This window comes from Nisaea nitritireducens (genome assembly GCF_014904795.1).
Lineage (GTDB): Bacteria > Pseudomonadota > Alphaproteobacteria > Thalassobaculales > Thalassobaculaceae > Nisaea > Nisaea nitritireducens.
Genome location: NZ_JACZFS010000065.1, coordinates 1 through 20,580, shown reverse-complemented (window position 1 = coordinate 20,580; position 20,580 = coordinate 1). Strand labels below are relative to the sequence as shown.

Genomic DNA, 20,580 nt, shown 5'->3' with positions numbered 1-20,580 from the left:
GATGCGCCCCGCCTCACCCAGTACAGCGGCCAAGTTCCGAGACGCCGCCTTCCTGCTCCCGGTCGCCGGTTTATTCCTGCTGCTCCCGCCGGTCATCAACTTGTTCACGGCGCAGACGAGCCTGTTCGGCATCCCGCTGATCGTTGCTTATATCTTCGGGCTCTGGTCCGCGCTGATCGCGATCGCCTTCTGGTTTTCACACAGGCTCAATGACCCGGAACCGCACGCGGCCGTACCGCCTGACACCTCCTCACCGGGGCGCTGATGCTTTCCCCGAACCTGATTTTCGTCACCTCGCTTGCCTATGTGGCGCTGCTTTTCATGGTCGCTTTCCTGGGCGACCGTCAGGCGCGCTCCGGCAAGGCGTCCTGGATCCAGTCGCCGGTCGTCTACACTCTCTCGATCTCGGTCTATTGCACCTCCTGGACCTTTTATGGCGCGGTCGGCTCGGCAGTCCGCAACGGGCTTGAGTTCGCCACCATCTATCTGGGCCCGACGCTGGTTTTCATCGGCTGGTGGTTCCTGTTGCGCAAGCTGGTCCGGATCGGCCATATGCACCGGATCACCTCCATCGCCGACCTGATCTCCTCGCGCTACGGCAAGAGCACCAGCCTCGCCGTTCTGGTGACCCTGATCGCAGTGATCGGAACCACCCCTTATATCGCCCTGCAGCTGAAGGCCGTGACCACAAGCATCCAGGTGATCGTCGCCTCCGATCCGGGCACTCTTGCAAACCCACCAAGCAGCGACCCAGCCAACGAAATGGCCTTCTGGATCGCCGCCGGCATGGCGCTTTTCACCATCATTTTCGGCACCCGGACAATCGACGCGAACGAGCGCCATCACGGCGTCGTCGCCGCCATCGCGCTTGAAGCGCTGGTCAAGCTCTTCGCGCTGATCGCCGTCGGGTTGTTTGTCGTCTTTGCCCTGGCGGACGGGCCCGCCGACATCTTCAGCCGGGATGCTGCCCGCATCCTGCAGACCGACGATATGTTCGACGCCCGCTGGGTCGCCCTCACCTTCCTGTCCGCCATTGCCATCATCTGCCTTCCGCGCCAGTTCCAGGTCACCGTGGTGGAGAATACCGGCGAGGATCAGCTTCGCATGGCCTCGTGGCTGTTCCCGGCCTACCTGCTGCTGATGAGCCTGTTCGTGCTGCCGATTGCCATTGGCGGCCTGACCGTGCTGCCCGAAGGCTCCAATCCAGACATGTTCGTGCTCACCCTGCCGATGTCGGTCGATCAGGATTTCCTGGTGCTGCTGGCTTTCCTCGGCGGATTTTCTTCGGCGACATCGATGGTCATCGTCGCCTCCATCGCGCTGTCGACCATGATCTCGAACCATATCGTCATGCCGATCGCGCTCCGCACACCGTGGACGTCGATCGAGCGCAGCGGCGATGTCCGCCGCCTGCTGCTGATCAGTCGGCGCATCAGCATCGGCTTCATCCTGCTGCTCGGCTATCTCTACTTCCGCCTCAGCGGCAAGTCGGACGCGCTGGCTGCCATCGGTCTGATCGCTTTTGCCGGTGTCGCCCAGTTCCTGCCTTCCCTGCTCGGCGGCATCTACTGGAAACGGGCCACCGCCAGCGGCGCCAAGCTCGGTCTGCTGGCCGGCTTCCTGCTCTGGGGCTACACCCTGTTCCTGCCGAGCTTCGAGGGCGACCTGCTGCTCTCGGCCAGTACCATCGAGCACGGCCCCTGGGGCATAGAGCTGTTCCGCCCGCAGGCCCTGTTCGGGCTGACCGGCCAGGACCCGCTGGTCCATGCCCTGTTCTGGAGCCTCGCCACCAATACTGTTCTCTTCATCGGCGGCTCCCTGCTGTTCGAGCCGAAACCGCTTGAACGCCTTCAGGGCACGCTGTTCGTCGATGTGTTTCGCACGCCGGCGGGCGACGAGCATCGCTTCATCCAGCGCTCCGCCTCGGCCGAGGATCTGTTCATTCTGGCCCAGCGCATTCTCGGGTCAACCGAAGCCCAGCGCGTGTTCCGCGAATTCGCCGAGGGGCAAGGGCTGGAGAGTGACTTCCCGCAACCGACCGATGCCTTCATCGCGCATCTGGAGCGCCGCCTGGCCGGGTCCATCGGAGCCGCCTCCGCGCGCGCCATGATCTCCCGTATCGTCAGCGGCGAGACCATCAGCCTCGATGAGCTGATGCGTATCGCCGATGAAACCGCACAGCTGATGGAATACAGCCAAGAGGTGGAGAAGAAGTCGCTTGAGCTTGAAGCGACGGCGCGCGAACTCCGCCGCGCCAACCAGCGCCTCACCCTGCTGGATGCGCAGAAGGACGATTTTCTGAGCCAGGTCAGTCACGAGGTCCGGACGCCGATGACCTCGATCCGCTCCTTCTCGGAAATCCTGCTGGAAACCCGCGACCTGTCGAGCCCGCAAGGCCAGCATTTTCTCTCCATCATCCATGAGGAAAGTCTGCGCCTGACCCGGCTATTGGACGAGATCCTGGATATGAACCTGATGGATCGGGGCGAGGCTTCCTGGAACCTGCATGAGCTCGACGCAGCGGTGCCGCTGGTTCGGGCCATCGAATCATGCCGCGGGCTGGCGCAATCCACCGGCAGCGAAATCCTTCTGGACCAACCACTTCCCTCGGCGTTGGTTGACGCGGACCCGGATCGCCTGCAGCAGGTGGTGATCAACATCCTGACCAACGCCATCAAGCACAACACCTCCGCCAAGCCCGAGATACGGATAACCGGCAAGCTGACGGATGAGCAATACGAGATCGAGATTTCCGATAATGGCCCCGGCATACCGAGCCATCTGCGACCGTTCATATTCGAGAAATTCCAGCGCGGCGCGGCTCAATCCTCAACCGGCGGGATCGGCCTCGGCCTTGCCATCAGCAAGGAAATCATGAAGCGGCTCGGCGGCACCCTCGCCTTGATCGACGACCGGCGGATCGGAACATGCTTCCGCATCACCCTGCCGGTGAAACGGGCGCAACCACAGCCACAGGAACCCGAAGCCGGTCAGGCCTGAAACACCAGTTCAGGGCTGGCAGGAAACGGTGTCGGGCGATCTGCGCGCTCAACACGGTTCCGCCCCAGATCCTTCGCCCTGTAGAGAGCCAGATCGGCAGCGCTGTAAACTTCGCTCCAACCCGACCCCGCCTCTGCTCCCGCAATGCCGACGGAGATCGTCACGCCGCCAACAGGGATGAGGGTCTCCTGGGGGATCGCATCAAACTGCTTTGCATCGATGCGACTGCGCAACCGCTCCGCCACGATACTTGCACCGTCGACGCTCGTGCCAGGCAGGATCACCACGAATTCCTCGCCGCCGAACCGGTACACAGTGCCAGCTCCAGCATCGGCATCGGCCATATCTCGGACATCGTGACGGATCTCCCGCGCCAATGTCTTCAGGATCTCGTCCCCGGCCGCGTGTCCATGGATGTCGTTCACCCGTTTGAAATGGTCGACATCGATAAGCAGAAGACTGAAGGCCGTGCCCTCGCTCTCGAGCAGCTGAAAGCCGTTTTCAATATCGTCCTGCAGAGCACGGCGGTTCTTCAGGCCGGTCAGCTGATCCGTCCTGGTCTGGTCTTTCAGTTGGGACAGGAGTTCGAAAAGCCGTTCCCGGAAGCGCAAAAAGGACAAACCGAAATACCCGGCAAAAATCGTGACCAGGGCAAGGCCCAAATAGGCCCGATCCGGAAATTGCCCACTGCGCGCGATCAGGAGCGACACTGCACCGATCAGCATGGCCGCCCAGACCTCATACCTGTTAGACGCGAGCGTCATCAGGGCAATCAAAGCGACTGTATAGAAGAACGCGACATTATACGGCTCCAACGCATAGGACAGCGTCAGAGACCTCATCAGGAAAAACAGAATGCCGACCCGGAAGGCGTGGCGGGGCATCGGGTCGAAGCGGGGCATACACAGCCAGTACCCGACGACAATCACCGTTATCATAATCCTGGCGACCTGCAGCCAGAGGGGCACGCTCAGGAACCAGTCGAAATTCAGGTACAGCTCAAAGATACTGATAAAGGAGGTCGCAAGGAAAAGACCACGCACATAGGAGAAGTATTCACGGCCATATCTGGAGCCGTCCTCGTCACCGGCGTGGACGCTGTCACTCATGGGTACTCTCCGCGCATCACGCGCAATCGGAATGCCTTGCGAATGATCGCTCTCGAGGTCCCGCACCGCAATCTGTTAGTCGTCCCGGCAAACTAGCTCAAGCAGCTAAACCAGACAATTTCTAAGTATTTTAGAAGAAAATCTAACACAAAAATCAACGGCTACAGGGTCGCGCCGAGCTTGCGACTGACGCGGATCTGCGACGTCCGGGGCGGGAACTCCAGAATGACCATGGCCGGAACGAAACCCTTCACCATTTCCCCGACGGCACTCGCGGGCATACTGATGGTCACCTGCGATCGTCAGCGCATCTCACACATGAGAAGCACCCCTTCATATGTATTTATTTAAAATGCAATACGTATTAACGAATTCGTGACCATTCTCACAGAATGATGCGCGGGACGCATAACGAACTGAGGCAATATCGATGTTCGAACGGACCGCGCGAAATTGCACCAAGGACGACAGAGGCTGCTATCGCAGTTGCCCGCGTTTTTTAGGTGCATGCCTTTCAGGCTCTCGCAGTCGGACCTTCAGGCTATCGGTTATTGCCTCGTTGCCCGTGAATCAATCGTAGAGGAGGCTCCATGGCACTCACCTTCGCCACCCCACGAATTGGCCTCCGCCCCGGAATGCGGGCTTGGTTCTTGTTCACGCCACTCCTCACCATTGCAATCTTTACCGGGCTTTTCATTGCGGTACTCAATGGCACTAAAGAACAGCGCGACGAACTCAGGGAGAGGCAATCCTCGACGCTCTTGTGGGCCCGACAGATTTCTGGAATCGGAGAGCAGATAACCGAAGTTCACCTGGCGATGCTGGAAGCAATGGGGAAAGCTCACGAGGTCGAAAAAGTAGAATTCTATGACCTTGCCCGACCAACGATGCGTCGCCTCCACGAGATCAGACAGGATATCCGGATAACGCGCGAGACGATTATCGCAGATCCTGAAATATCTGCTTCGGCGACAAGCCTGCTAACGAAATTCGAACAGCTCAGAAAACAGTATGTGTCGGCGATCGTGTCGACTTCCGTCGATTTCTCGCGCTTCGACGGCGAGATGCGCAAGATCAACAGGCTCTACCTCACCGTGGTTCGCCAGCTGGATCAGATATCCAGCCTTACCCTGCGCATGAACGAGGACGCCTCTATCGCGACCGAGGAGCATAACAGGCAGATCACACGATCGCTGATTGGCGGGCTTGCTCTGGCCGTACTGATTTCAGTCATCATGGGCTGGGTGATCTCGACACGGATCTCCGGGGATCTGAGAAGCGCGATCGGAGCCCTGTCCAACGTTGCCAACGGCAAGCCGTCAAACATCGGAATCGACAAGTCGCGCAAGGACGAACTCGGCGCATTGGCCCGCGCCATCGCATTTTTCGACGGTATTCTCGATCTCCTGACGAGTGAGATCTCGGAACGGGAGAGAAATGAAGCCCAGCTTCGCAACCTGTTTGACAGCGCCGGCGACGCGATCCTCGTGATGGAAGACGGCAAATATGTAAGCGCCAACAAACAGGCAGAAAGGATGTTCGGCTTCAAGGCGTCGGAGATCCAAAACTACGAACTCGGAGCATTTGCCGACCCGGCAAGCTACAATCAAGAAGATCTCGCCAGAATATTCAAAGAGAAGATGAGCGCGGCGCTCCGCGGTGAGCCGCAGAGGTTCGAATGGAGCAACTGTCGACTGGATGGCACGGCCTTTCCAACGGAATGCACGGTCGCGGCTTTTGCCGGCCCCGACGGCAAGAATATCGTGCAAATGATCATCCGGGACATCACCAGCCGCAAGGAGGCCGAACGTCTCAAGGAAAACATGACCGTCGAGCTGGAACGCATGGTCTCCGAACGTACCGAGGAGCTCCAGCGGGAGGTTGCGGCAAGACGGGAAACCGAAGAGGCGCTCGAGGCAGAGCGCCGGACGCTCGAGGCCACAGTCGAATATGCCCCGCTCGGCATGGCGCTTCTCGATATCGATGCCCGGATTGTCCGCATGAATTCGTGGGTCAAGCGGGTCCATGGAATTCCCGATGCGATCTCCGCCCCGGGTATGCCCTATCAGGGCGTTTTGCGTCACATTTTCAACGCAAAGCCAGAAGGGGATTTCAAGGGCCGGGCCAAGGACGACATGCTCGCATCCCGGATCGCCAATCTTGAAGCCCAGGAAAACAGCGTGTTCGAGGATCGCCTGCCCGACGGCAGCGTCCATAAGGTTGATCGTCGGTTCATCGACGGTGTTGGGTATATCATCACCTTCACAGACATCACCGATCTCAAGAACGTGCAGAACGATCTTGTTCGCCAGGAGAAAATGGCCGCGCTCGGGGGGTTGGTCGCCGGGGTCGCCCACGAGGTGAACACACCGCTCGGAATATGCGTGACAGCGTCGTCACATGTCTCGTCGATCGTCCGTGAGTTCAGCGAACAGGTCCAGAGCCCCACAGGCGGCCTGACACGCAAACTGGCCGTTGAAAAGCTCACTCAGACGGGCGAGGGACTCGGCATCATCGAAAAGAATCTCGCCCGCGCGGCCGACTTGATCAAGAGCTTCAAACTTGTCGCCGTGGATCAGACGGCGAACGACGAACGGGAAATCGAACTAGGCGAGTATATCCAGGACACCCTGCAGAGCCTGATCGCCGAAACGAAGCGGAAGAAACTCAATATCGACCTTGTGCGCCCGGAAGAGAAGCTGACCCGGCGCACATTCCCCGGCGCGTTGGTGCAGGTCGTGACCAATCTCGTCATGAACGTGGGCATCCACGCCTATGAAAACCATGGCGGCGATATCCGGCTGGAAGTCGAGCGGCTGAGTGACGGATCGGACCGGATCATTGTTCGGGATTTCGGCAAGGGCATGGACAAGGAGACGCAGGCGCAGATTTTCGATCCGTTCTTCACGACAAAACGCGCCAACGGCGGAACCGGGCTCGGCATGCACATCGTCTTCAATCTTGTCACCCAGCGGCTCGGCGGCCGGATCCATTGCAAGAGCACACCCGGCGAAGGCACGGAATTCGAGATAATCCTGCCACAAACCCCGGCGGACGAATCCTCAGCTACGCCTGCTACTCCGGCAGCCGCGTCAATTGGCGGTCATGCAGCCGCCTGAAGACGATCTGCGCCAATAGAGCCCCCGATCCCGCCAGAGCCATGTCCGCCTGAGTATCCCAGGGGTCTCCCTGGGTCGCGAGGAAGGCATCGGCATCGGCACCGACCAGTACCGCCGCGAGCCATTCGATCAGCTCGTAACTTGCACTGACACCAAGAACAGAGAAGAGCACGATCGCAAACAGCCAGTAGCCTGGCCGGAGCGGCGAGGTCCGGATCAGCAACTCGCGGATGGCAATGGCCGGGACGAAACCCTGCGCCAGATGCCCGACACGGTCATAGTGATTGCGCTCAAATCCGAAAGCATCGCGCACCCAGTCGAACAGCGGCACCTCGGCATAGGTGTAATGAGCGCCGACCAGCAGGATCACTGCATGCACTGCGATCAGGATATTGAGCAGCGCCGTCGTCCTGAACCGTCCCCGCACTGCCCAAAGCAGCGGGTAGACCAGCAGCACCGGAAGCGCTTCCATCCACCAGATCAGCGGATCGCGGGCGTCGAGGAAGGACCACAGGCATATCAGGGCGACCAGGAAGGTTGTTACCAACAGGGGTTTGTCCCGGCCTTTTGCGTCGATGCTTTCCCTACCCAAACTCATGCCTTTATCCCGCCCCGTTCACGCCGTAACCGTCCGCCGCACCGCATCGCGGCGGCGTGATCGGCCGGAGCAGCGAGAATGTCGGCGAGAAACTGCATGGTCCAGTCGGAAGCCACCATGCCCGCATCGACCCGCAGAACAAAATCCCCTCCGTCGGCACTGCACTCACTGCGCTTGGCTTCCAGCAGATCGCGGGTCTGATAGCCGACGCTTTCATGCACAGCGTGAACAAAGCCTGCGGCACGAATGCGCCTGACCAAGTCCCCGGAACCCGGAATATGCCCTCAATTAACCCTTTCGTGACTAATTTGAATAAAAATTGACACTCAGATCGGAAATCAATCGGAGTTGTCCTGATGCTTTCACGTATCTTTCTGACGATTCTAATGCTCGGGTTTCCCTGGCAGGCAGCACTCGCCTCTTCTGACGGAGATGCTTCGCAGACAAGCCATTTAGCGATCTCGAGCGATCTTGTAGATGAGCTGCGTGGTGGCGGATTCATTCTCTACATCCGGCACGCCGCTACGGACCACGACGTCGAGGACACCGATCGCGATAACCTGGACAACTGCACAACCCAGCGCCCCCTATCCGAACTCGGCCGCGATCAGTCACGCCGGATCGGCGACGCCCTTAGAAAGCTCGGTATTCCAGTTGCGAAAATCGTTGCCAGTCCGTACTGCCGCGCCAGGAACACGGCGATCCTTGCCTTCGGCAAGGCAGAGCTGATTGACGATCTCAAGTTCTCGCTCGGGTCCGGAGACGAGAACACAGAGCGGCAAACCACAGTTCTGCGCGCCCTGCTGGCCGAGGTCCCCGCTGACGGCACAAATACAGTCATCGCAGGTCACACTGCCAATCTTCGCGAAGCGTCGGGCGTCTGGCCTAAGCCCGAGGGCGTTACCGTTGTTTTTGAACCGGACGGGGCCGGTGCCTTCCGTTACCGCGCCGCCATCCACCCCGACAGCTGGCCACTCACGGCCAGTCAACAATAGGATTTCCCGTGACATCAGAGAAACGGCCAGGCCGGCGGTTTCGGCTGGGGCTCAAGACCTGGGTTTTTGTTGCCCCGATCATCACCGTGCTGATCTTCGCCGGTCTCTTGATCACGGTTCTCCAGAGCAATAGCGAAAAGCGGCGGGACCTGGCCCAGCTTCAGATGTCCGCCATTTCCCGGCTTGATAAAGTAACATCGCTCGGCGAACGCGTTGCCGCCGTCCATCTAGAGATGCAGAGCATCCTCGGCCGCGCCGGCGAGCTTGAAGAGGGCGAACTCTACGATCTTGCACGTCCTCACATAAACCGGCTGCACGACATCAAGAAGGAGTTGGAAAGTATTCAGGGCACACTGGATGCGCAAAGTCTTGATGGTCGCCTCTTTAGGCAATTCGGACAGAATTTCGAGACATTCCGTCAGAACTACATCTCAGCGGTTCTGATGACCTCGGTGAATATGGCGCGCTACGCGGAGCAGATGAGCCGGACGAACAGACAGTACGAAGAGGTCTTCCATGACCTGGGCGAGTTGATGAATGTGAACTTGCAGGACAATTCGGACGCCTCAGAAGCTTACGCCGCGCTCGACCGGCGCCTGACACAGACTCTCCTCGCCGGTCTGGCATTCTGCGTTCCGCTTTCCCTGCTGGTCTCGTGGTTCATAAACCGCCTGATGTCGCGGGACCTGATCGACGCCATAACGGCCCTGGGCAACCTGGCGAAAGGCCAGCCGTCCAATTTCCTTCCGGACCAAAACCGGACCGACGAGATTGGCGAGCTGGGACGCGCGATTTCCTATTTCGAAAGTATTCTGGATCAGCTTCGGCAAGAGGTTTCGGAACGAGAACGAAGCGAGACCCAGTACAGAGATCTTTTCGACAGTGCCGGAGACGCGATTTTCGTCTTTGCGAACCGCAGATACACCGCTCTGAACAAGAAGGCCGAGGAAATGTTCGGCGTCGAGGCAGCACAAGTCCTGGGCACCCCTCTCGGAACGCTCTCGGGCAGCGTTCACGGCACGCAGGAAACAACCGTAAAAAACTTGAATGCGATTTTCGACGAAGCCCGGAAAGGAACCCCGCAGGTCGTCCAGTGGCGCGGCAGAAAGCTGAATGGCACCGAATTTCCGACGGAACTCACGGTGACAGCTTTCGAGGGCCCCGATCAAATCGAGATCGCTCAATTTATGGTCCGCGACATCAGCGAGAAAATCGAGGCGGACAAACTCAGGGAGAATATGACCGCCGAACTCGAGCGGATGGTGTCGGAACGCACGGAGGAACTACAGCGCGAGGTCGTCGTCCGTCGCCAGACCGAGGAAGCACTTGAAACCGAACGGAAGACGCTGGAAGCCGTTGTTAATTACGCGCCCATAGGCATGATTTTGCTCGATACTGAAAATCGCGTGCGCCTCACCAACACCTGGATAAGGAAGGCGCACAAGTTTCCGGACCGGATCTGTACTCCAGGTACGCCCTATATCGAGATTCTGAAGCACATTCACACCAGCAAACGGAACCAGCAACGCGACCCGAAGAAGTTGGAGAAAATTCTCTCCGAACGGACCGCCCTTCTCGAACGACGGGAAAGCAATGTGTTCGAGGACATTTTGCCCGACGGATCCTATCACAAGGTAGAGCGCCGCTTTGTCGACGATGTCGGATGCATTGTGACCAATACAGACATCACGGATCTGAAAAGCGCACAGAACGAGTTGGTGCGTCAGGAGAAAATGGCAGCCCTTGGCGCGCTCGTCGCCGGTGTCGCGCACGAAGTGAACACGCCGCTTGGGATCTGTGTCACTGCCGCGAGCCACGTGGCGGATATCGCCCGGGAGTTCGACAGAGAGATCCGGAGTCCGGAAAGCCGTTTAACCCGCGAACTCGCCGTTGATCGCCTTTCAAATATCGGCAACGGGCTCGAGATCGTGGAGCGAAACCTCAATCGGGCCGCCGATCTCATCAAGAACTTCAAGCTGGTCGCTGTGGACCAGACCGCTGATGACGCCCGGGAGATCGAACTGGGCACGTATATTGACAGTACGATCCAAAGCCTGTCTGCCGAGACCAGGCGGCGGGGTCTCACAGTCAGATTCGCGGAGCCGTCCGAAAACCTTCACCGGCTTACCTACCCTGGCGCTATCGCGCAGATCCTGACCAATCTCATCATGAACGCTGGAATTCACGCTTACGATTCGAACGGCGGTGAAATCGAAATAGAAGTCCAGAGACTAAGCAACGGAGCCGACCGGATTCTCGTTCGAGATTTCGGCAAGGGAATGGACGAGAAGACCCGCGCCCAGATATTCGACCCATTCTTCACTACCCGGCGCGCCAACGGCGGCACCGGACTCGGGATGCATATCGTGTTCAATCTGGCGACACAGCGCCTGGGCGGAAAGATCAATTGTCGGAGCAAGCCCGGAGAAGGCACGGAGATCGAGGTTATTCTGCCTTGAGACTGCCGTGCGCGCTCACTTCGCGCATATTCCAGCCACAATACACTCGAAAGGTTGCTAACGTGAAATCAACTGTCCTGTTCAAGATTGATCGGCCCCGATGCCAGAGATTTCACCTGAAGATTCGGCGAAACGCCATTCGCTATCATTTGGATGAATATTGATTCACCGGATTAGGTTCCGTTCTACGCACCGAGGACCATCACATTGTCTCGATTTCAAACAGACGTTCCGAATCGAATTGCAGTCAGCCCGTACAGGGCAAACGCAGATTATGCCGGTGGGCGCAGCAACACTTCCGTCGTCATAGCGGGCAGAGCCGCTGTCTTGACTGTTCCCACCCCAGCGGATGAGGAGTCCCTGCTTGGATAATGTGGACAAATTGCGAGACGAAGAGGGTCGGTTGCTCGCGCTGCAACGCTATCAGATCCTCGAAACCAGCGAAGAAGATGCGTTCGAGCATGTCGTCAACCTCGTCCAGAATATTCTGAACGTCCCCATGTGCGCAATCTCTCTTGTCGAACACCAGCGCCAATGGTTCAAGGCGAAACGCGGCATCGAAATGAGCGAAACGCCCCGTGATGTATCCTTCTGCGCCCAGGCCATCAAAGATCGGAACCCGCTCGTCATCCAAGATGCAACATCCGATCCGCGCTTTTCCGAAAACCCGCTGGTGACCGGCGAGCCTCATATTCGCAGCTATGCGGGAATCCCCCTGAGAACCCCGGACGGATATAATATCGGCAGCCTTTGTGCGATCGACACCAAGCCGCGACTGTTCACACCATTCGAGGTCTCGATACTCGACCAATTTGCAAAAATTGTCGTCGGCGAACTGGAACTCAGACAGATTGCTTCGAGCGACCATCTCAGTGGCGCCATGTCACGTGGCGCCTGGATGGAAGGCGCCGGCCGGGAGTTGGAACGTGCCAAACGCTACAACCGGCCACTGGCGCTCGCCTTGTTTGATCTGGACCGCTTCAAGGAAGTGAACGATAGCTTCTGTCACCCTGCGGGCGACGAGGTCATCAGAACATTTGCAGCCCTGTGCACATCTGAATCCAGAGACCCTTGACCTTTTCGGCCGGATCGGCGGAGAGGAATTCGCGTTGTTGATGCCCGAAACCGATTTTGATCTTGCGGAGCGTGTCGCAGAACGCTGCCGGAACGCTCTTGAAACCACGCCCGTCGCAATCGGGGATCACACGCTTCGCGTGACGACCAGCGCCGGTCTGGCCTCTTTTCGTGAACAAGATTCCCTGAAATCTCTCATCGCACGGGCAGATGCCGCGCTGTTCTCCGCCAAAGCGGCCGGGCGCAACCGGGTGGCCATAGCAGCCAAGGACAGCTTCGGAGCTGACAGCAAAACGGACGTGTCCGGAGACTGATCGCCCCCCACCCGAACACCTGCAGCATCGTTCAACCGGATACAGTGCGCCGCACCGCATCGCGCCAGCCGGCGTAAAGCCGGTCACGGGCGTCCGCCCCCATGGCCGGCTCAAAGCGGCGCTCCCGGGCCCACTGTTCGGCCATCCTCGCCGGTGACGGATAATAATCGTGCCTCAGGCCGGCGAGATAGGCGGCGCCGAGCGCCGTTGTCTCCGCCACCACCGGCCGGTCGACCGGAGCCCCGAGAATGTCGGCGAGAAACTGCATGGTCCAGTCAGAAGCCACCATGCCTCCATCGACCCTGAGCACGGTATCTCCGCCTTCGGCACTCCAGTCACTGCGCATGGCTCCCAGCAGGTCGCGTGTCTGGTAGCCGACGCTTTCCAGAGCAGCCCGCGCGAAATCGGCGGGCCCGGAGGCTCGTGTCAGCCCGTAGAGCGCGCCGCGCGCTTCCGCGTCCCAGTAAGGCGCGCCAAGACCGGTGAAGGCCGGCACGAGATAGACCCGGTGCGCCATGTCCGCTCGCTCCGCCAGCCCCGCACTTTCGGACGCATCCGAAATCATACCGAGCCCGTCCCGCAGCCATTGCACGGCGGCGCCCGCCACGAAGATCGAGCCTTCCAGAGCATAGGTTGGCTTGCCGCCAAGCTGGTAAGCGATGGTGGTCAGCAACCGGTTGGTCGACTGCACCGGTTTGCTGCCTGTGTTCAACAATGCGAAACAGCCGGTCCCGTAGGTCGATTTCATCATGCCGAGCTCGAAGCAGGCCTGTCCCACGGTCGCCGCCTGCTGGTCCCCTGCCACACCGGAGATCGGGATTGGCGCGCCGAACAGGTCCGCGTCCGTCACCCCGTAATCCGCCGATGAGTCCTTCACCTCCGGGAGCATGGAAGCCGGCACCCCGAGGATAGCCAGCAGCTCCGCGTCCCAAGCGCCCTTGTTGATGTCATAGATCAGCGTGCGCGAGGCATTGGTTGCGTCCGTCGCATGCACTTTGCCGCCGGTCAGCCGCCAGATCAGCCAGCTATCCACCGTGCCGAAAGCCAGATGCCCTGCATCCGCAAGCGCCCGCGCGCCCTCCACATTATCGAGAATCCAGGCGATCTTGGTGCCGCTGAAATAGGGGTCCAGCAAAAGGCCCGTCCTTGCCGTGAAAAGCGGCTCATGGCCCGCCTCTTTCAGGCGCGCACAGAATGGTGCGGTGCGCCGGTCCTGCCAGACGATGGCATTGGCGATGGCCTTGCCGGTACGCCGGTCCCAGACCACCGTGGTCTCGCGCTGGTTGGTGATGCCGATCGCCGCTATCCGCTCCGCGCCGCCGACCTTCGCGATCGCCTCCCGCGCGGTCTCTACCGTGGTCCGCCAGAGATCCTCCGGGTCGTGCTCGACCCAGCCGGACTGCGGGAAATGTTGGGGAAACTCCTGCTGCGCGACCGCAGCCACGCGTGTGTTCGCATCGAACACGATAGCGCGGCTCGAGGTGGTTCCCTGATCGAGTGCAAGAATAAGCCGGTCGTTGCCAGCCTTTGCGGCTGTGTTCATCTGATCCTCCCTCGGGCCGTGCTGCCCGCGACGCATCGGGCGCCGAGAAGATTCAATAGCCCGTCGCAGCGGGCGGTTGCCAGCACAAACAAAACCGCGCCGCCCCTCATGGGACGGCGCGGCTGCATTCAGATCGCTTTTTCAGAGGGCGGCGCGTTACTTCGCGTCTTTCGCCCGCTCCATCGCTTCCAGGATCGTGGTCCGGGCCGACTCGGCGTCACCCATCTCGATAAATTTCACCCACTTGTCCTGTTCGAGATCCTTGTAGTGCTCGAAGAAGTGGACGATCTGCTGGATCAGAATTTCCGGCAGGTCACGATAGCTTTTCACCCCGGCATAATAGGGATGCAGCTTTTCGACAGGCACTGCGATGATCTTCTCGTCCATGCCGGCTTCGTCTTCCAGATGCACGACCCCGATCGGACGGCACGGGATGACAGCACCCGGAACAACGCCGGAACCGGTAATGACGAGGATGTCGGCAGGATCGCCATCGTCGGAGAGGGTGTTCGGAATGAAACCGTAGTTCGCCGGGTAGAACATGGCGGTGTGCAGGAACCGGTCGACCATCATCGCGCCGGAATCCTTGTCCAGCTCGTACTTCACCGGAACGCCGCCCTGCGGAATTTCAATAACGGCATGTACTTCGTGCGGCGGATTGGGGCCAGTCGAGATCTTACTTACGTCCAAGGGTCTTGCTCCATTCGCACGGGACACCTAGCGAGCAGATCCCCGCACACGGTATTCCCGCCTTTTATCGGATTGGCGACAGAAAACTTTTGCGGCGCAGCATTTGCGGCAATGCGGCGCGAAGGTCAAGTGTCGAATGGACGCAGCTATGGAGAAAACCCGGAAATAAGGCGCTTGGCTATTTGATACCGCCCGGTTTCCCAAGCGTGTTGGGGTTATGCTCCCCATGTTCTCCGACATAGCGCGGTTCGGTCTCGGGTTCAGCTGCCGAAGCTGCGCGGATGGCATCCTCAACCAACCTGGCGAGATGATCGCGCATGTCGCCGGAAACCCTTCCCTCGTTCAAAATCTGCAGAAGGCTCTCGGCCGCTTCGAATTCCAAGGTCAGATCAACAGTACGCATAGGTCAGCTCCCCCTCGCCGGTGAATCTTTTCCATCCTCGCATGCCGGCGAACGAATTCAACCCCTTGCATTTCCGGGGGTCACGTCGCGGAGATAATCCCCAATCCCGCGCGACTGATCCCATTGTCTTGGATAGCCGAGGGAGACCTCATGGAAACGGGTGTCGTCGACCATGTCGGTCCTGCGGGTATGCAGATGCCCGGTGACGACGTCGATAGCGCGGAACCTGCGGTGCCAATCATGCGTGATCCGGGTGCCGCACCAGGGCACAAATCGCGGAACCCGCGGTATCCGGATCAGATCCTCGCGCAAGGGCCAGTGGTTCACCAGCACGGTCCGCGCGCCCTCGGGCAAAGCCGACAGACGGGCCTCGGTTTCAGCACAACGGGCAGCGCACCAAGCCGGGCGATCCGCGAAAGGTTCGGGATCGAGCAGGACTTCATCCACCGGCACCGCGTGTTTCTCCCGCACCCAGTCTTTCAGGTCGGCGAGCAGAACATCCTCCGGGCGGAAGCTATAGTCATAGAGCAGGAAAAGCGGCGCTATGAAGACCGGCTCTCCATCAAGATCCATCGGCCATCTTGGATAGGGGTCTTCCGGTGTGACCACGCCAGCCGCGCGGGCCAACTCGACAAGATGCCGGTAGCGCTCATCGCCGCGCCGGGCCACCCCGCCGGGCCGCTGATCGGTCCAGAGATCGTGATTTCCCGGCACCCAGATCAGCTTTCCGAACCGTTTGCCCAGAAAGGTCACCGCATCGACAAACACTTCCTCGCGCTCGGCGACATCTCCCGCCAGGATCAGCCAATCCGCACCATGATCGGGAATCTCGGCAAGCGCGTTCCTGTTCACCTCGGAGGCGAGATGGAGATCGGAAATGGCCCAGAGCCGGGTATTTTCGGATTCAGCCGTCACTCTCGACTTCTCCACGCCGTGCCTCCATGGCATCCCGGATGGCCATCCGGCGTCCGGTCATCCAGAGCAGCGCAAGGCACGCAATGGCGCAACCGGCCACAAGCGGCCATTGCAACCCGGCCCACTCCGAGACCCAGCCCATGCCCAGGGCACCGATCGCCGGACCACCCCGGAACAGCATGCCGTAAAGCGCAACCACCCGGCCACGCATATCCTCGTCGACCGCCGCCTGGATCAGGGTCTGCGACCCGGCCCCGTGTGTGACCATCGCGCCACCGGCAACGGCCAGCGCAATCAGTGCCACCCAGAAATTCGATGTCAGACTGAACACCAGCAGCGCCGCGATCATCGCCACCACACTCACGAGGGAAAGCTGTACCAGACCTTCAAGGCCGTTGCGCTGACCGAGATAGAGTCCCCCGATCACCGCGCCAATCCCGGTGGCCGTCGCCATCATGGAGAGCCCCTCGGCACCGCGGCCGAAAATCTCGGCGGCAAAGCCCGGCAACAATTCGAACACCGGACGCATGGCGATGCAGGTGATCAGCATCAGGATCAGCATCGGGCCGATGCCGGGATGGGTCAGGGCGTAACGGTATCCATCGGCCATCTGCGCCAAAATGCCTGCACCATGCTTCGGCTTCCGCCCGTTCATATTCGGCTGGATGATCCACAATGCCGCGATGAAAGGCAGATAACTGATCGCGTTCGCGAGGAAGGCGTAGCCCGCGCCATAGCCCACGATAACCACACCGGCGATCGCCGGGCCGATAAAGCGGGCCGCGTTGAAGATCACCGAATTGATCGCCACCGCCGAGGCCATATCCTCACGCCGGACCAGATTGGGGATCATCGCCATCCGGGCCGGCTGCCAGAACGAGACAACGATCCCGGTGAACAGCGCCAGTGAGAACAGCCACCAGATTGTCAGCGCACCGGACAGCGTCAAAACCGTCAGTGCCGTGGCCTGGACCATGTTGAGACATTGCGCGACCCTGGCAATCCACAGCCGGTCAAGCCGGTCCGCCAGAGTACCGGCAAGCGGGCTCAGGATGACCACAGGGAAGAGCTCGGCGAACGCAATGATGCCGAGCCAGGTTGGGCTCTCGGTCAGCTCCCAGGCGACCCAGCCGACGGCAATCCGCTGCATCCACAGACCGATGACGGTCAGGGAGCTGCCGGCGCAATAAATGGCGTAATCGCGATTGCGGAACGCCTGACAAAAGCGAGCCACGGATGTTGTGAGGGACATGATCTGTTTGTAGTCCAATGTCCCGGGCTTGGAAAATACTTAGAACGGGAATGGAATGCTCCCGACTTCGGAATCAATCCGCGGGAATTTCCTGACCGAGCGAGAGGAGCACCACGCAAGACGCGTTGTGCAGCATGTTCTCGAGATCGTCATGCTCAAGCCGTGCCAGGAGGCGGAACGCCTGGATGCAGACGGGGTTGTATTTCGAGCTGGTCGCTTCGTCGGCCATGTCATTCAGCCATTGCCGCACCGGCTCCGTGCCGGGCTTGCGGGGCATGTTCCGGTACCGGTCCATCATCCCGCCCATCAGCGGCAGCAAGCCGTGCTTTCCGCGCCAGACCGCTTCCTCGCGCCGGAATTCAGGCCGATCGTGCACCTTGCCCAACAGATAATGCATCAGGCCGCAGAGGAACTGCTCCAGCCGGCGCATCTCCAGCTCCTCGACATCGGGAACCTTTTCGCACATGGAGCGGGCGAGATCGCGCGCCCAGACATCGCGGTCGAGTGTGCCAGCGCGGGGTATTGCATGTTCTGATCTGCGTATCGGGTCCATAGCGCTGTTCTTACACTCTAAACTCTTTAAATTACGATGAATTTCTTGCCGGTTTTTCCAGATTTCGGGAGAATCTCCCGTCGGCACTTTGCATGTCCAGAGTTTTTCGAAAATCGAGCCTATTTCTGATCTGTTTAGAAGAACATTTGATAGATGAAACACGTTTCACCGAATTTGTACCCTCGAGCTTCCAAGCTTCGAACCGTCTCCGCATAAGAAGGACCTTTAGTGTAGTCATAAGCAGCGATAACCACGTCAGCGCCGGCCAATTGCTCTACCCCATTGATGCAATGTTCGGGCGCAATACCGAGATTCGCAGCCACCCACTTCCCCAACCAATCATTTCCCAAGATCACAACATTGCAGTCTTCACCATTGATTCTGGGCGGAAACATCATTCCGTGATCGGTACGCGCGGCGCGCAAACTCATAGAGTGGGGAAAGCAGGAATGAACAGAAAACCCCGCATCCCGAAGGGCATCCGCATGATTGGCATATCCCCAATCCATGTTGTAAGGCCGTACGGACATTATCTCGTTGAAGTGCAAGTAACGGTCGCGAAATCCGGACCGGAATGAATGAAAAAAATGCCGTTGATAGAAATCATAAACACAGCCGATGCGACACCCTGTCATGGCCCACTGCAGCCCGGCGTGCAAAAAAGCCGCCACCGTCTCACCACCAGGCGTCATATCGGAAAACGCCATCAGCGCGCGCGACCCGGCCTTTTTCATCCCGAAAAAGCTAGAGGTGACGTGAATTTCTCCATTGGCACTGATAAGTCTCGATACTTGCTGAACTATCTCGCGAAGACTCGGGATGCTCACATGTGGAATAACACCATGCAATATCAGCAAGTCGACCGAACCGGGCGGATGTTCCTGCACGATCTGAACAAGGTCGCTTTTTGAGAAATGTGCAGCAGGCAGCTGAAGAAACTCCTTGATCGCGTAGATACCATCCGAGGGCTCGACGACATCGTAGCGCACAACATCTTCAAGTAATTCTGATTTCCAAAGATTAAATGTCAGACGCCCTTTTCCGGCGCCAATTTCCATAATCCGACGCGATTCAAAACTCTTTCTATCAGCGAGGCCAATATCCTGAAGATATTGAAGATTTGAATGGAATTTTTCTTTTTTAGGACTGAGAAAAGTCTCTTTTGAAAAATACTGAGAATAATACTCTCGATATTTATTCTTATTTTTTTTATCCATACAATAAAACCTCTCAATAAAAAAATATTTGACGTAGCAATTCAGATTTTTCGCCTCCTCGCATCATGCCATCGCACCCAAACCAAACAAGTGTTGCGCACATCATAATATTGATCCTCGACAAGTGAAGGCGTAGGCTCTGCCTTCCGTCTTATCAGCCAGCCTTTCCGAGGAAATAATGAGCTTCATCGCTGACCGTCTCGGCCGGATCAAGCCGTCCCCCACCATCGCCATCAGCGCCAAGGCGCGTGAACTGCAGGCCGCGGGCGGCGACGTCATCGGCCTCTCCGCCGGCGAGCCGGATTTCGATACCCCGGCCCACATCATCGAAGCCGCCATCGACGCGATGAAGCGCGGCGACACCCGCTACACGGATCCGGATGGTACGCCCGAGCTGAAGGACGCGATCTGCCGCAAGTTCAAGCGCGACAGCAATCTCGACTATGCGCGCAACCAGATCACCGTCGGCACCGGCGGCAAGCAGGTGCTCTATAACGCGCTGATGGCCACGCTCAACCCGGGCGACGAAGTCATCATTCCGGCGCCCTACTGGGTCTCCTACCCGGACATGGTACTGCTCGCCGAGGGCGAGCCGGTTATCGTCCCATGCCCGCAGGAGATGGACTTCAAGCTGCAGCCGGAAGATCTGGAAAAGGCGATCACGCCGAAGACCAAATGGATCATCCTGAACAGCCCGTCGAACCCGTCCGGCGCCGGCTACACGAAGGAAGACATGAAGAAGGTCACGGACGTGCTGATGAAGCACCCGCACGTCTATGTCATGACCGACGACATGTACGAGAAGCTCGTCTACGACGATTTCAAGTTCTGCACCCCGGCGGAAATAGAGCCCGGCCTGTACGACCGGACACTGACCGTCAACGGCATGTCCAAGGCCTTCTGCATGACCGGTTGGCGCATCGGCTTCGCGGCCGGCCCGGTCGAGCTGATCACAGCGATCCGCAAGATCCAGTCCCAGTCGACCTCGAACCCGTCCTCGATCAGCCAGGCAGCCTCGATCGCCGCGCTCGACGGCCCGCAGGATTTCATCGCCGAGAACAACAAGGCCTTCCAGGCCCGCCGCGATCTCGTGGTCTCCATGCTGAACCAGGCCAGCGGCCTGAACTGCCCGACCCCGGACGGCGCCTTCTACGTCTATCCGTCCTGCGCCGGCGTCATCGGCAAGAAGACGCCCGACGGCAAGACCATCGAGAATGACGAAGATTTCTGTACCTACCTGCTGGAAGCGGAAGGCGTCGCGGCCGTGCATGGCGAGGCTTTCGGCCTCAGCCCGCATTTCCGGATCTCCTATGCGACGTCCGATACGATCCTCGAAGAC

The 20,580-nt window shown here is 59.1% G+C and carries 18 protein-coding genes; 8 read left to right on the top strand and 10 right to left on the bottom strand.

Annotation, left to right across the window (positions count from 1 at the left end; genetic code table 11):
• Position 1 precedes the first annotated feature (1 nt).
• Both IG629_RS20220 and IG629_RS20215 read left to right on the top strand, forming a co-directional pair.
• Complete coding sequence (locus tag IG629_RS20220; RefSeq protein WP_193173722.1) at positions 2–265, top strand: hypothetical protein; 264 nt, start codon at positions 2–4, stop codon at positions 263–265.
• Positions 265–3,000 carry a sensor histidine kinase gene (locus IG629_RS20215; RefSeq protein ID WP_193173721.1) on the top strand — a complete coding sequence of 912 codons (2,736 nt, stop codon included), beginning with the start codon at positions 265–267 and terminating at the stop codon, positions 2,998–3,000. The genes IG629_RS20220 and IG629_RS20215 overlap by 1 nt, the downstream gene beginning before the upstream one ends.
• On the opposite strand, the gene IG629_RS20210 is transcribed toward IG629_RS20215, so the two are convergent.
• The gene (locus tag IG629_RS20210) at positions 2,991–4,109 is read right to left on the bottom strand and encodes a GGDEF domain-containing protein (RefSeq protein ID WP_193173720.1); all 1,119 of its coding nucleotides are present in this window, start codon (positions 4,107–4,109) and stop codon (positions 2,991–2,993) included. The two genes, IG629_RS20215 and IG629_RS20210, sit on opposite strands and share 10 nt — an antisense overlap.
• Positions 4,110–4,699: 590 nt before the next feature.
• On the opposite strand from IG629_RS20210, the gene IG629_RS20205 reads away from it, so the two are divergent.
• Entirely contained in the window at positions 4,700–7,228 is a 2,529-nt protein-coding gene (locus tag IG629_RS20205) for an ATP-binding protein (RefSeq protein ID WP_193173719.1), read from the top strand.
• On the opposite strand, the gene IG629_RS20200 is transcribed toward IG629_RS20205, so the two are convergent.
• The gene (locus tag IG629_RS20200) at positions 7,185–7,826 is read right to left on the bottom strand and encodes a DUF2238 domain-containing protein (protein ID WP_193173718.1); all 642 of its coding nucleotides are present in this window, start codon (positions 7,824–7,826) and stop codon (positions 7,185–7,187) included. The genes IG629_RS20205 and IG629_RS20200 overlap by 44 nt on opposite strands.
• Positions 7,823–8,086: a hypothetical protein gene (locus IG629_RS20195; protein ID WP_226886980.1), complete on the bottom strand. Its 264-nt coding sequence runs from the start codon at positions 8,084–8,086 to the stop codon at positions 7,823–7,825. The genes IG629_RS20200 and IG629_RS20195 overlap by 4 nt, the downstream gene beginning before the upstream one ends.
• A gap of 96 nt (positions 8,087–8,182) precedes the next feature.
• Here IG629_RS20195 and IG629_RS20190 point away from each other — a divergent pair, with 96 nt between their 5' ends.
• From IG629_RS20190 to IG629_RS22915, 4 genes are all read left to right on the top strand, one after another.
• On the top strand, positions 8,183–8,821 hold the full coding sequence (locus tag IG629_RS20190) for a histidine phosphatase family protein (RefSeq protein WP_193173717.1): 639 nt from the start codon (positions 8,183–8,185) through the stop codon (positions 8,819–8,821).
• A gap of 8 nt (positions 8,822–8,829) precedes the next feature.
• Positions 8,830–11,280, top strand: a complete 2,451-nt coding sequence (locus IG629_RS20185) for an ATP-binding protein (RefSeq protein WP_193173716.1) — start codon at positions 8,830–8,832, stop codon at positions 11,278–11,280.
• 373 nt (positions 11,281–11,653) lie between these two features.
• Positions 11,654–12,355, top strand: a complete 702-nt coding sequence (locus IG629_RS20180; RefSeq protein WP_319025140.1) for a sensor domain-containing diguanylate cyclase — start codon at positions 11,654–11,656, stop codon at positions 12,353–12,355.
• 40 nt (positions 12,356–12,395) lie between these two features.
• Complete coding sequence (locus tag IG629_RS22915) at positions 12,396–12,668, top strand: GGDEF domain-containing protein (protein WP_264299844.1); 273 nt, start codon at positions 12,396–12,398, stop codon at positions 12,666–12,668.
• 31 nt (positions 12,669–12,699) lie between these two features.
• On the opposite strand, the gene glpK is transcribed toward IG629_RS22915, so the two are convergent.
• The 7 genes from glpK to IG629_RS20145 form a co-directional block, all read right to left on the bottom strand.
• Complete coding sequence (gene glpK / locus IG629_RS20175) at positions 12,700–14,211, bottom strand: glycerol kinase GlpK (protein ID WP_193173715.1); 1,512 nt, start codon at positions 14,209–14,211, stop codon at positions 12,700–12,702.
• Positions 14,212–14,367: 156 nt separating this feature from the next.
• Positions 14,368–14,901, bottom strand: coding sequence for an inorganic diphosphatase (gene ppa / locus IG629_RS20170; RefSeq protein ID WP_028467756.1), 534 nt, complete (start codon positions 14,899–14,901; stop codon positions 14,368–14,370).
• Between the two features lie 178 nt (positions 14,902–15,079).
• Complete coding sequence (locus tag IG629_RS20165) at positions 15,080–15,304, bottom strand: hypothetical protein (protein ID WP_193173714.1); 225 nt, start codon at positions 15,302–15,304, stop codon at positions 15,080–15,082.
• A gap of 57 nt (positions 15,305–15,361) precedes the next feature.
• Entirely contained in the window at positions 15,362–16,219 is an 858-nt protein-coding gene (locus IG629_RS20160; protein WP_028467754.1) for a metallophosphoesterase family protein, read from the bottom strand.
• Complete coding sequence (locus IG629_RS20155; protein ID WP_193173713.1) at positions 16,209–17,471, bottom strand: MFS transporter; 1,263 nt, start codon at positions 17,469–17,471, stop codon at positions 16,209–16,211. Before IG629_RS20155 ends, IG629_RS20160 begins: the two co-directional genes overlap by 11 nt.
• A 73-nt stretch (positions 17,472–17,544) precedes the next feature.
• Positions 17,545–18,024: a hypothetical protein gene (locus tag IG629_RS20150; protein WP_193173712.1), complete on the bottom strand. Its 480-nt coding sequence runs from the start codon at positions 18,022–18,024 to the stop codon at positions 17,545–17,547.
• A gap of 134 nt (positions 18,025–18,158) precedes the next feature.
• Positions 18,159–19,241, bottom strand: a complete 1,083-nt coding sequence (locus tag IG629_RS20145) for a class I SAM-dependent methyltransferase (protein ID WP_193173711.1) — start codon at positions 19,239–19,241, stop codon at positions 18,159–18,161.
• 178 nt (positions 19,242–19,419) lie between these two features.
• Here IG629_RS20145 and IG629_RS20140 point away from each other — a divergent pair.
• Positions 19,420–20,580, top strand: a 1,161-nt coding sequence (locus IG629_RS20140; protein WP_193173710.1) for a pyridoxal phosphate-dependent aminotransferase, incomplete at its 3' end; no start/stop codon positions are given.

Excerpts from the sequence above, each read along its gene's own strand:
- IG629_RS20165 (WP_193173714.1), bottom strand. The coding sequence starts at position 15,304 with ATGCGTACTGTTGATCTGACCTTGGAATTCGAAGCGGCCGAGAGCCTT.
- IG629_RS20210 (WP_193173720.1), bottom strand. The coding sequence starts at position 4,109 with ATGAGTGACAGCGTCCACGCCGGTGACGAGGACGGCTCCAGATATGGC.
- IG629_RS20150 (WP_193173712.1), bottom strand. The coding sequence starts at position 18,024 with ATGGACCCGATACGCAGATCAGAACATGCAATACCCCGCGCTGGCACA.
- IG629_RS20190 (WP_193173717.1), top strand. The coding sequence starts at position 8,183 with ATGCTTTCACGTATCTTTCTGACGATTCTAATGCTCGGGTTTCCCTGG.
- IG629_RS20155 (WP_193173713.1), bottom strand. The coding sequence starts at position 17,471 with ATGTCCCTCACAACATCCGTGGCTCGCTTTTGTCAGGCGTTCCGCAAT.
- IG629_RS20215 (WP_193173721.1), top strand. The coding sequence starts at position 265 with ATGCTTTCCCCGAACCTGATTTTCGTCACCTCGCTTGCCTATGTGGCG.
- glpK (WP_193173715.1), bottom strand. The coding sequence starts at position 14,211 with ATGAACACAGCCGCAAAGGCTGGCAACGACCGGCTTATTCTTGCACTC.
- IG629_RS20200 (WP_193173718.1), bottom strand. The coding sequence starts at position 7,826 with ATGAGTTTGGGTAGGGAAAGCATCGACGCAAAAGGCCGGGACAAACCC.
- IG629_RS22915 (WP_264299844.1), top strand. The coding sequence starts at position 12,396 with ATGCCCGAAACCGATTTTGATCTTGCGGAGCGTGTCGCAGAACGCTGC.
- IG629_RS20205 (WP_193173719.1), top strand. The coding sequence starts at position 4,700 with ATGGCACTCACCTTCGCCACCCCACGAATTGGCCTCCGCCCCGGAATG.
- IG629_RS20145 (WP_193173711.1), bottom strand. The coding sequence starts at position 19,241 with ATGGATAAAAAAAATAAGAATAAATATCGAGAGTATTATTCTCAGTAT.
- IG629_RS20220 (WP_193173722.1), top strand. The coding sequence starts at position 2 with ATGCGCCCCGCCTCACCCAGTACAGCGGCCAAGTTCCGAGACGCCGCC.